Origin of the sequence: Mycobacterium sp. (assembly GCF_035603715.1) — a bacterium.
Classification (GTDB): domain Bacteria; phylum Actinomycetota; class Actinomycetes; order Mycobacteriales; family Mycobacteriaceae; genus Mycobacterium.
This window is the reverse complement of record NZ_DATNJW010000347.1, coordinates 1-11,755: the sequence shown is the minus strand read 5'-3', so window position 1 is coordinate 11,755 and position 11,755 is coordinate 1. Positions and strand designations below refer to the sequence as shown.

The following is an 11,755-nucleotide window of genomic DNA, read 5'->3' as shown; positions in this document are numbered from 1 at the left end:
GGCGACCGAGCACCACGTCCTGGGCGTCGATGACGTACCACGTCCGCGTGGTGTCACCCGCCTTAGGCGCGTAGGTGGACACAGCGCTTACCTTCTCTTCTCTCGGGTGGATCCCGGTGACCCGGGTGCCGGTCAGGCGTGTACGGAAGGGATTTCTCGGCGACCGACGTTGACCCGAGTCCCGGCGTACCGCACGCCAACGGAGCAGCTTACCTGCGGCTATCCGCGCAGGTCAAAACGCGCCGATGACACTCTCTATGCAGAGCGCCCAACTTGACGAAATCAGTGGACGTCGATGCCGACGCCACGTCCCTGCGTCGTTACCTACTCGGCCGCCGACGGCGAACATCACCGCACAGAGTCCCCATCGGTGCCACGGTCGTTCTCTTCGTGGCACGTGCGGGCTCTGTAGCACGTGCGGAGTCCCTCCCGACCTGTTGAGCGGATTCCGCTCTCGGATATGGCTGCGCGGTCCCGCCAGTCTCTCCTTACCAACGGGACCGCGCAGAGTCTTCGGGTGACTACCGCCCCTGCTGGGCCCATACGCCGGCAGCGCGGTGATCAGCGGCGGCGACATCATCGGCGCCCTCGCGCACCGCGTTGCCCAGGTCGACCAAGATCTCGTTGAGAGCCGAGGCCGCTTGATGCCACTTCAACTGCTCGACGCCGTAGGCGGTGGCAGCTTCCCGAGTCCACAGCTCCTGCAGCGGCGCAACGCTCGCCTTCAGCTCTTGCAACGCGGCGTTGAACCGCGCCGACGCCGTGTGGATTTCTTGCCGGACAGAGGATTCGATCTCGTCGAAGTTGTATGACAGCCGCGAGTCCATGGACGGTGGCCTCACAGGTTCCCGACGGCAGCGCCGATGTGAAGCGCATGATTCTCGGCCGCGTCGCGCAGCGCGACTTCATTGTGGCGAATGGTTTCCGCGATGCTCTGCAGCGCGTGATGCAGTTTCATCGACTCCGCGTTCCACCGTTGCACCACATCCTTGAAACGCGATGCCGCCATTCCGCCCCATACCGATGGCGGTACGCCGCTCATACGACCGATGAATGACTGCAGCGTCGCTCGAATCTCCTCATTGCGGGCATCGATAGACGCAGCGACCGAGCGCATGAGGTCGAAATCGGTGCCGAGCGCGTTGCCACCTGTCGGAATGCTCACGTGATCCCCTCTTGCCAACAGCCGCGGACCTAGCCGCGCCAACGACAGATAAGACGCCCGCTGATCCGATCTGGTTCCGCCAAATTCATTCCAATGTCCGCGCCGACCGGACCGCGACCTCACATTCTTGGTCCACGGCCTCGTCGTGGCCCGGACGGCTTTGACAGCCGACGCTGATCCGAACAGCTTTGTCGACCCACACCGTCCAGCGGATGTCATGACCAGACCGGATCTCTCGGTAGGTCACTGCCGGACGATCTGCAATGTGGCCGGTTGGGTTGAAGTCGACGAATACTCCAGCAGGTTCAGCGTCGATCGCGCTTTTGAGAAACTCGGCGGTCGCGTCCAAAGACGACAAAGCGACCCGCGACTGCGTCACGTGCAACGCGACTTCCGGATCCGATGGTGAGGTGATCTGCAGCCGCGCCGAACCGGGTCCCGTCACGACGCGTCGTACTGGCCATTGAGCCGGAACCTTGAGCCCAACGCGGCCTTCAACGACATACGTTGTGGGAATGCTGTCGTCACGATTGCGCGGTGGTGCGTGACGGATCGCCGTGCCCACGCCAACCACGACGCTGATCACCGCTAGAACCAGTGCGAGCCTCCAAAAACCACGGCGCACATCCCCCGAAACGGCATCGCGGCAAGCGGCGCCTGCACGGCTTTCAAGCGGAACAATCTCTCCGGCAAGATTTCTCAAGCCGATGTCATCGAGCTCCAGCGCGGCGACCGTGCCACCAGAATTACGAAGTTCTCGGGCGATCAAAGCGGACAAGCTGCGGGCGCCGGGCACCGTTCTCGGGGCATCGATCACCACTAGGTCCATGGTGTCCGACATCATCGCGAGGATGGAACGCACGACCGCGTCGACTACTGCCTGCTGGTCCCGATGGCGAGTCTGGGCCACCACAGCACCGCCGGTCACAGCCACGAGATCATCGGCGATTTCGACAACCAACGTCGCAAGCTCAGACTTGGCTTGAGATGCGTGCCCCAACAACCACGACCGAGATCGCAGCACAACGGGGCCGACAAGAACTTGCGCAGCCGCGCCAACCACATCGATACGCTCCGGCGCCCACCACGACGGGTGAACGACGATCACGTCTTCGGTGGTACCGCAGTCGGCTGCCGCCAACACCGAACGCCACAGCGATTCGACGCTGACCGGACGAAGGTCGATCAGAGTTACCGGGTCGTCGATATGCTCGAAAGCAGCCTTTTCCGCCTCGCTATCAGCGACAGTGGCTCCGCCACAACATAATCGGCGGACCGCGCTCGGACCGACCTCAAGTATGTGCGCCCTCAAGGTGGCGGACTCCAGCCGACTTGGATCAGCTGCGGGCTACACCGCCGCGTAATCAGCGTGCCGCGACCAGGGAGCATGGACGATGCGCGCACCGACCCAATCGTCAACCCCTCGTCCGGGTTTCCGCTCATCAGCAGTGTCATGGCACCGGCATCGCGCAGCCCGCCGAGTAGTGGCTCGAACATGGCGCGGGCTGCCCCGCTGCTACGGCGTGCCACCAACAGGTGCAGACCCAAGTCTCTGGAGTGCGGCAGCACCTCCACCAGCGAAGCCAGCGGATTGCCGCCGCCGCTGCCGACTAGGTCGTAATCGTCGACGACAACGTATATCTCTGGACCCGACCACCACGACCTCTGACGTAATTGCAGTGGCGTGGCATTCGGAGGGGGCATTCTTCGACGCAACTGCTCGATGATGCGCGGCAGTCCCTCGCCGACTGCATCGGCGGAAGCAAGGTATCCGCCAAAGTGTCCGGATTCGGGCTGCACGACGCCAAGTAACGACCGTCGCACATCAACGACAAACAATCGGCATTGCGCGCTAGTAGTAGTTCGCATTAGCTCACGGCAGATGGTGCGCAGCGTGGCTGTCTTTCCGGACTCGTTGTCACCGAGGATCAGCAGATGTAAATGTTGCGCGAAATCGATAGCCACCGGGCATAATTCGCTCTCCTCAAGGCCGATCAGAGGTCGGAGTTGAGCGGCGCCCGCGCGCTCAATCACCTCGCAATGGTCGACCTGCGTCGGCAAGAGCGGGATCGGCGGCGCAATCCAGCCGTCGCGGCGCCGACCCGAATCCTCGCTGTCAAGATTGGGTAGCGCTATGACCATGTGCAACGCATCGCTGGAAAGCCCCCGACCGGCATTGCCCTCGGGAACTTCTTGAGCCTGCCGTCGATCCAGTTCGGAATCCGCGGGATCACCGAGCCGCAACTCGATTCGCGTCCCGATCTGGTCCCGTAGCGCGGGGCGTACCTCGGCCCAACGCGATGCTGACAAAACGACGTGCACGCCGTACGAGAGGCCCTCAGCTGCAAGTGCTGCGATTGATGGTTCGACGGCCTCGAATTCCCGGATCAGGCTTGGCCAACCGTCTACGACCAGAAAGACGTCACCGAAGCGATCGCACCGCGGATCCCGGTTCTCCTTGAGCTGCCGATAGTGTGCCATCGATTCGATCTCGTGGTTGTGGAAGAGCATTTCGCGGGATCGAATGAGTGCGCTGAGCCACTCAATCGTGCGACGAGTCAACTGGGGATCGGCGCGTCCGGCGACCGACCCCACGCTGGGCCACTCTCGCAGAGTTGCCAACGTCCCACCCCCGAAGTCGAGGCAGTAGAACTGGGCTGCGCTCGCATCGTGGGTGACTGCCAGCGCGGTGATAAGCGTGCGCAACGCTGTCGACTTACCCGATTGGGGCGCTCCGACAATAGCGACGTTGCCTGCGGCTCCGGACAAGTCGACGACCAGTGGCGTCCGGCACTGTTCGAACGGACGATCAACGATCCCGATCGGAACTGTCAACGGGGACGTCGGTTCACCGTCGACCAGTAGGGCGCTCAGGATCGGTGCCGCTCCGAGCGGTGGCAGCCACACTTCGTGCGCCCGGGGGCCGTGCCCCGATAGCCGCTGGACGACGGTCTGGAGGACAGTGCGGCGCTCGACTGTATCCATCCCCGTGCGACCGGCAACGGTAACCTGCCCGATCGGCTCGGTGGCGAATAGTCGGACCGGCGCTGACTTCTCTTCTCGCTCAGGGGTCTCGGCAAGCTGTGCGTCGACCCGGCACGGCCCCGACACGTACGCAGTCTGGAAGCGGATCAATCCATTGGTGCCGACACGCAGATAGGCGGCGCCCGGCGCGCTGGGAAGCTCGTACGCGTCGGACGTACCGAGCACCATCCGCGATTCGTTGATCGACAAGGTTTTCAGGCATATCCGGTAGGACAGATGCGATTCCAGGCCGCGCAGTCGGCCTTCCTCAAGGCGTTGACTTGCCAACAACAAATGCACGCCCAACGACCGTCCGAGTCGACCGATGCCCACAAAGACATCGGCGAAATCTGGATGTTGACTGAGCAATTCGGAGAACTCGTCAACGATTATGAACAGTGTTGGCAGAGGCGATAGTCGAGCTCCGCTTCGTCGCGCTCTCGAATAGGCGGCGATCCCGTCGACGTTGCCCGCCGCTCGAAGCAGTTCTTGGCGGCGATTCATCTCACCGTTCAGAGCATCACGCATTCGCCTGACCAAGGCCGACTTGTCGGACAGGTTCGTGATGACGGCGGCGACATGCGGCGCCGGCTCTAGCCCTGCGAATGTCGCCCCGCCTTTGAAGTCGATGAGAACCAGGTTGAGATCCTCTGGTGAGTGGCAGGTCATCATGCCCAACGCGACTGTCCGTAAGAACTCCGACTTGCCGGAACCGGTTGCCCCGATGCAGAGTCCGTGCGGTCCCATTCCGCTCTCGGCGGCTTCTTTGATGTCCAACTCCACCGGCGCACCCGTCATCGTGATCCCGATCGGAACACGCAGCCGATCATGGGGCCCCCTACCGGCCCAGCATTGTTCCGGTGCAAAGAAAGCGACATCACCGATTCCGATCAGGTCCGACCAATCCGTCGGCTTGGACGTATCCACGCCGCTTGCCCGGTAGCCGGCCAGCCTTTGCGCGCACGCCAGCGCAGCCGTGTAACTCATGGCATCCGGTCGTGCTGCCACTTCATCGTCGATCGATGTCCGAATGAGCACTTCGCTGTCACTCACCCGCAACCGCAGTGTCCCAACTGGTTCAGTGTCGTCGATCGTCAACGTCGTAATGGCTTTGCCGGCAGCGCTGTTCACTCGTTCGGTGTCGTCAACGACACCGTCGACGACGATCACCACATGCGGTGACAGCGGACCGGCGGGCAGCCGGTCCTTCGTCACGCCGGCGAGTGCTTCGATCAACGCTGCCAGCGACGCATACACCAGCCGCGCGGGCCCGACGTCGTCACTGATGTGGGGATGTCGATTGTGCGGCAACCATTTCAACCACTCCCAGTATTGTCTGTCGTGGTCGCTGACAGCGGCGGCGATCAATACCAGCCGCGGGCTGTGCATAACTGCCAGTTGACAGATTGCCGCGCGCAACAATGCGCGCACGTGGGTCATGTCGCCGCCGACGCTCACGGCTGCCACTTCGCGCAGCGCGAGGGTGATGGGGACGTTCGGGACCGTCGAATGGGTGCGCAGAAATCGGTCTAGCGCGGTCACGGCGACCGAATCCAGCCGGCTCGTAGTCTCCATGGTCGGCGGGACTAACCGCGTAGCAAGCGACAGAGTTCCAAGTCCGATTCGCACCTGACAAAAATCCGAGTCCGAAGCTCGCCGCTCCCACATCCGGCAACCACCCACCAGGGTCCATAGCGAGTCGGGATCAGGATGGCACCAGAAGAGCGACTGATGCTGCGCCGTAGCCGTATCGACGACTGCGGCCCGCATGTCGGACAGGTAACCCAGATAATCTGCGCGCTCGGCATTAATCGCGCCGCGACGGCGATCCGCGTTGGCAACGACAGTCGTCACCGTCGACACGAGCATCATCAACGGAAAAATCAAGAACGACGGATTTCGCGCCACCGCCGACCGGGAATAGTAAGCCACCGCCATCGCCCCCACCGTCGCGATCGCCGTGACGATCGGTAGAAGCCGGACCATTGGACTCAGCCGCGCCTGCCGGGCCACTTCCTGTGGTGCGGCGACGGCGATGTCCGCGGTGTCGTACGGCGGCCGGGGCAGTCGTTCGGTCGGCACGTGCTCCGCAGTTGCACCACTCTCGAACGACCGCATCCAGCCCTCCCAACATCTGACCGCAACCGCTTCGCCGGATGCGATTGGCACGGTAAGCACGGTCGAAATCAGCGGCAAGTCGGCTGTGGATCAACGCATGGGCGGCAGCGACATCCCGGCTAGCGTCCGTATTGGCGAACGGAGGTCGATGTGCAGCACGCTTTGGCAGTACCCACCCAAAATGGCGGATCACACCTGGGCGGCGGAGGAGTACGTCGGCTATCGATTGATGCCGAATCCGCTCGCGTCGATCTGGTGTTGTCCGCAGCAACGCCCATCGGATTGCTGATTCCACCGATCGTGGACATCTTGACTGGCAGTAGTGGATTTCGTGCCGGGCCGCTCGCTGTTCACTATCAGCTCTCGCTTCCGGGCAGCAACGCGCTGAACCCGTCAAAGACACTCGCCCAATTAGGGATTCGAGATGGCGCCGCGTTGCTCCTGACAAGCTCGCCGACTGAATTGATGGCCCCACGTTTCGATGACGAAGCGGAAGCGGTGTCTGCGTCGGTCTCGGTGATGGAGTCCTGCTGGACTCAGCGAAGGGCTCAACTAGCGGGCTTGCTGGCAACTATGTGGCTGGCTGGCGTAGCCGCAACGGTGCTGACCCGAACCGTGTTTCACCCAAACGACGATCATCGCGCCGCCGGCGCCGGCGTTGCCGCAACGATCGCGCTGTTGTCTCTGCTGGGGGCAGCTATTGCGTATCGTGTTGCCCGCGAACAGTCCGTAGGACTCATATGGGGCACGCTGGCCACTAGCTTCGCCGCGCTGGCGGGCCTACTGGTCGTACCCGGAAAGCCGGGCGCTCCGAACGCGGTGTTCGCGGCAGCGGCTGCCGCAACATGTGCGGCGGCCATGCGCGCGATATCCAATTACGCAGCAGCATTCACCGCGTTACTGACGTTTGCGGCGACCGGCGCGACCGCGGCCATGGTAGCGACGATCACCGCTATCCCACTGCAGGGCAACTGCGCAGCGTTCACAGCCATATCGTTGGCGTTTGTCGAAGCATCGGCACCACTGTCGGTCACGCTTGCGCGACTGTCCCCGTCTACGGCGGAACCCACCGCAGATCTCCAGTCCTCCAGTCCACATTTTTTGAATGCCAACGCAATCCGTGCCCATGCCTGGCTTACCGGCTTGACCGCCGCCTTCTCGGCCTCGGCAGCATTAGGAGCGATCGGCGCAGCATTGGGATCGTTCCTGACCGGCGAGCCACGATTCCCCGGCCTCCTGTTCGCCACCGTGGCCGGCGGCGTCCTGCTATTGCGGGCTCGCGCACACCGAGACCTTGCGAGATCCGTTCCGCTCATCATCTGTGGGATAGCTACCATCAGCACTGTTCTCGTCGCTACTGCTGCCGCGTACCCGCAATGGACGGCCCATGTCGCCGCGGTTTCGTTGATACTGGGCGGCGTCGCAACGTATCTAGCTTCAATCCGCGACACGACGACGGTCTCTCCGATCGGGCGGCGGTGTGTCGAACTGCTGGAGTACCTCGCATTGGCCGTCGTTGTCCCGCTGGCCGTTTGGCTCTGCGGGCTGTACAGCGCTACACGTAGCTTGAACCTATTGTGAGGACAGCGCGACGGCGCACCCGCCATTGCGTGGTGGTTGCCTTAGTCGCGGCGATGCCGCAGTGTGCCGCATCGCCCGCACAAGCGGTGTCGCCGCCGCCGATCGACAACAGTCGACTCCCTCAGCCGGCACCGCCAAGCCCGCCGCAACCGACCGTGCAGCGGGAGATCTGCGCAGTGCCCGCGATGACACGTGACGCCACTCCATCCAACGACGCTGCCCAACTCGCCGCGCTTGACCTGCAGCAGGTTTGGAGGCTGACCCGCGGCTCGGGCCAGCGAGTCGCCGTCATCGACACAGGCGTATCAACGCACCCGCGACTGTCTCACCTGATGGCCGGCGGTGATTACGTATTCACCGGCGATGGCACCCAGGATTGCGACGGCCACGGTACGGCAGTAGCCGGGATCATTGCCGCCGCGGCGGATCCCAAGCACACAGATGACTTCAGTGGCGTCGCCCCCGAAGCTGACTTGATCAGCATCAGGCAGTCCAGCACGAAGTTCGGACCCGCTGCTGATCCGTCCGCCACGGGCTTCGGGGACGTCGACACCATGGCGCGGGCGGTGCGTACTGCTGCTGACCTGGGCGCCTCGGTCATCAACATCTCCTCTGTCGCGTGCGCCCGCGTCGGGTCGGCGCTCGACGACCGCGCACTCGGTGCGGCGCTGTCCTACGCTGTCGACGTCAAGAACACCGTTGTCGTGGTCGCTGCCGGGAACATCGGCGCTGGGCAGTGCCCCGCTCAGCAAGCCGATGCGACGCCGGACTCAGCGACGGTGGTCGTGAGCCCTGCCTGGTACGACGACTATGTGCTAACCGTGGGCTCGGTGAACGTCCGTGGCGAACCGTCGGCATTCACCATGGCTGGGCCGTGGGTGGATGTCGCCGCGCCCGGCGAAGGGGTGGTATCACTGAGCTCGACCGGCGGGGGACTAGCTAACGCCGTTGATGGACAACAGGGTTCGACTCCGCTGTCAGGTACCAGCTATGCCACGCCGGTGGTCACTGGCGTGGCCGCGCTGATCCGGTCCCGATTCCCGACGTGGACGGCCCGTCAGGTGATGCAACGCATCAAGGCCACCGCTCATCATCCGCCCGGTGGTTGGGATCCGGTGGTCGGCGCAGGCTTGGTGGACGTCCTTGCCGCGGTCAGCACCGACACTCCGACCGCTCCACCCGCTCCGCCAGCCCGGACATCGGCCCCGATCCTTGAGCCGTCCCCTGACGCCCGTCCCGACCACCGCGCCCGGAACGCGGCGTTCAACGGGGCAGCGATCTGCGGTGGCTTATTGGTCGTGGTGCTGGCGGTCGGCGGGATGTGGACGCGCCTACGACGAACCCGGGTCCGATCGGGTAGCAGCCGGAACATCCTGTGCGACTGAGGCATTGGCCCTGCTCAATTCCGGCCCAGCGGGCAAATTGGCCAGCAATGGCCAGGGTGCAGCGACCATCGCGTCGGGCATTCCGAGGTCATGCGCCGCGTCATCGTCGTGGATGGCGTATCGAACACCGGTGTCGGAGACGACATATCGCGTGCCTGCGCGAATGTTGCCGCCAGACAGGCCGGTTGCGCGGACATACGCACTGCGCCCTGGTGGGAGATAGACGGCGTCGACGGCTGGACCGCTTCCGTCCGCCTGCGCCAAGGATGCCGGCCCCTCGCCGTCCGAGAGGGGTAGTCCCCCAACCGAAAACGAGACGTCGACATTTCCCGACGCCGCATACGTCCACCCCACGCAGAGCGTCCCATCGTCGGTAGGCCGCGGATTCTTCGCTTGGTCGGGGAACCCAGACACCGGTAGCCGTGTCACCGCCGGAGCATTGCGGATCACGTCAGGGGCGACGGACATCACGGTCCGGGTGCCCTGCGGGTTTGTGAATCGCACGAGATCGGCGGCAAGCTGTCCGACCCGCTGAACGCCGTCGGCAAGGACGACGTAAAACTCGTCGCCGCCTGTTCGCGTCACCCGGAGCACACTCCCGACCGGAAAACCCGGAAGCGAACTCGAGTTGCGAATGCCGGCATCAGGGATTCGCGGCGCGGTCAAAGGCGGCGCCTCCGGGATGATATTCAGCAGTAGGGGCGACACCGTTCTTGGGACCTGACCCTCGGGTCCGAGGGCACGCTCGACCGCGGCGTCAGCAAGGTTCACCACAGACCGGCGACCGCTGTAGAGAAGGTAGGTCGATCCTGCCGGCGACGGCCTGACAAGCACGGTCTGAGCGCCGGCAAGATGATGGGACTGCGGGCCTTCCCCGCGGCCAATCACAACGGTCGTACCGTCGCGGCTGTCGCAGACCGTCCACCGCAATTCGTCTTCGTCGAGTGGGGTGCCCAAGAACTGCGGGGCGCCGGGGATACCCAGCAGCGGACCCCTTCTGGCGCGACTGAGCGCCGACGCGACTGTCGGCTGCGGGTCAGCGTTTGTCTTTGCGATCAACCTGGCCGAAGCCAGGTTCAGCACGGGATGCAGCGTCTCGCCCAACCGAACGTAGAGGGCCCCCGACTGCTTCTCCATCAAGATCGGAGCGGTCGACAATCCTGGCTGCGGACGCAGAAGGGCCAGCACCATGCAAACGGCCAGCAGAATGACCGCCAACGCCAGCCCGGCCATCAGCGACTGTGCAGGCGCGCGCATTGGCTCGTTCACTGAGCGGAGGTCCCTGCCCAGCAGCGCGCATTCGATGCGGCGCCGCATAAATCGGTACCCGCTGATCTGCAGCCTCGTGGTCGGTTGGTACACCATCCCGGACGACGATATGTACTGGTCACGCCGCGGGCCCTCGGCGATCCACAGCCAGCCCCTAGAAGCCGTGGATATGACCCCGGGGCCGGAAATCCGTAGAATCGCCTGGTGAGCATTAGCCGCAGGACCCGTTTTGCATCACGTCATGCCTGGTCACGCAGCTTTCGCTGGGCTGGCCTGGGCGCCGCCGCTGTGGTGGCCGCAGCCGTCCTGGCGGTCGCGCCGAGCGCCGTTCAGAGCGCGGTGCCGTCGGCCAAGGCCGACAACTGCCCGGATATCGCGGTGACCTTCGCCCGCGGTACCGACGAGCCGAACGGCTTGGGCCGCGTCGGCCAGGCCCTCGTCGACGGGATCCGCCAGAACACCGGCAAGAACGTCGACGCCTACCCGGTCAACTACCGCGCCACCCTGTTGCAGCTGCACGGCAACGACGGCGCCAAGGATGCCATCAAGCACATCAAGGATGTGGCCGACAAGTGCCCGGGCACCCCGCAGGTGCTCGGCGGGTACTCGCAGGGCGCGTCGGTGGTCGACATCGTCACCGGAACGCATATCGGCGGCGTCGGCTGGGGCGATTCGCTGCCGCCGCAGTACGCCAGCCACGTCATCGCGGTCACCACGTTCGGCAACCCGGCCGACCGTAGCGGCGGAACGATCGCGGCTCAGAGCGCTATGTTCGGCGCCAAGGCCGTCGACTACTGCAACCCCGAAGACCCGATCTGCCACGCCGGCGAGGGCAATCAGTGGAGCGGGCACACCGACGGCTACGTGCCCGTCTACACCAACCAAGCCGCGAGCTTCGTGGCCACCCGGCTGCTGTCGATACTCCCCCCGACCAGTCCCGAGGGGCCGATGGGCTTTCCACCTGGCTCCGGTTATCTCGGCGTCCCGCCCGGACCGGGTCAGGGCTCGCTACCTGGTCAGGGCCCGCTGCCTGGTCAGGGTCCGCTGCCGGGGCCCAACCCCAACCCCGACGTCCCGGCTCCGACCGTGGTCAGCCAGACCCAGCCCGCCGCGTTTCATTGATCAGGCGGTCGCCACGCTGATCTTGTGACCGCTACTGTCGTGTCATGAATCTGCGCCCGATGGCCCTCGCGTCACGATCGATTCGAGGCGT

Annotated in this window: 8 protein-coding genes and 1 pseudogene; 3 read left to right on the top strand and 6 right to left on the bottom strand. The window is 64.3% G+C overall.

From position 1 onward, the window contains the following. The 5 genes and pseudogenes from VN856_RS14495 to eccCa all read right to left on the bottom strand — a co-directional run. Nucleotides 1–82 (bottom strand): annotated as a pseudogene (locus tag VN856_RS14495) (50S ribosomal protein L13); the annotation flags it as partial. A gap of 439 nt (nt 83–521) precedes the next feature. Then, nucleotides 522–827, bottom strand: coding sequence for a WXG100 family type VII secretion target (locus VN856_RS14490; RefSeq protein ID WP_325690162.1), 306 nt, complete (start codon nt 825–827; stop codon nt 522–524). Between the two features lie 11 nt (nt 828–838). Beyond that, nucleotides 839–1,159 (bottom strand): WXG100 family type VII secretion target, encoded by a 321-nt coding sequence (locus VN856_RS14485; RefSeq protein WP_325690168.1) that lies wholly within the window; start codon nt 1,157–1,159, stop codon nt 839–841. Nucleotides 1,160–1,250: 91 nt separating this feature from the next. Next, nucleotides 1,251–2,477, bottom strand: coding sequence for a type VII secretion-associated protein (locus tag VN856_RS14480; protein ID WP_325690160.1), 1,227 nt, complete (start codon nt 2,475–2,477; stop codon nt 1,251–1,253). After that, entirely contained in the window at nt 2,474–6,307 is a 3,834-nt protein-coding gene (gene eccCa, locus VN856_RS14475; RefSeq protein WP_325690158.1) for a type VII secretion protein EccCa, read from the bottom strand. The genes VN856_RS14480 and eccCa overlap by 4 nt, the downstream gene beginning before the upstream one ends. 150 nt (nt 6,308–6,457) lie before the next feature. Between eccCa and eccD the strand changes: the two genes are divergently transcribed. Next, nucleotides 6,458–7,888, top strand: coding sequence for a type VII secretion integral membrane protein EccD (gene eccD / locus VN856_RS14470; RefSeq protein WP_325690156.1), 1,431 nt, complete (start codon nt 6,458–6,460; stop codon nt 7,886–7,888). 53 nt (nt 7,889–7,941) lie between these two features. Next, complete coding sequence (mycP, locus tag VN856_RS14465) at nt 7,942–9,273, top strand: type VII secretion-associated serine protease mycosin (protein ID WP_325690166.1); 1,332 nt, start codon at nt 7,942–7,944, stop codon at nt 9,271–9,273. On the opposite strand, the gene eccB is transcribed toward mycP, so the two are convergent. Beyond that, nucleotides 9,220–10,638 (bottom strand): type VII secretion protein EccB, encoded by a 1,419-nt coding sequence (eccB, locus tag VN856_RS14460; RefSeq protein ID WP_325690154.1) that lies wholly within the window; start codon nt 10,636–10,638, stop codon nt 9,220–9,222. The two genes, mycP and eccB, sit on opposite strands and share 54 nt — an antisense overlap. Nucleotides 10,639–10,833: 195 nt before the next feature. Here eccB and VN856_RS14455 point away from each other — a divergent pair, with 195 nt between their 5' ends. Further along, nucleotides 10,834–11,664, top strand: coding sequence for a cutinase family protein (locus VN856_RS14455; RefSeq protein WP_414686959.1), 831 nt, complete (start codon nt 10,834–10,836; stop codon nt 11,662–11,664). Nucleotides 11,665–11,755 lie beyond the last annotated feature (91 nt).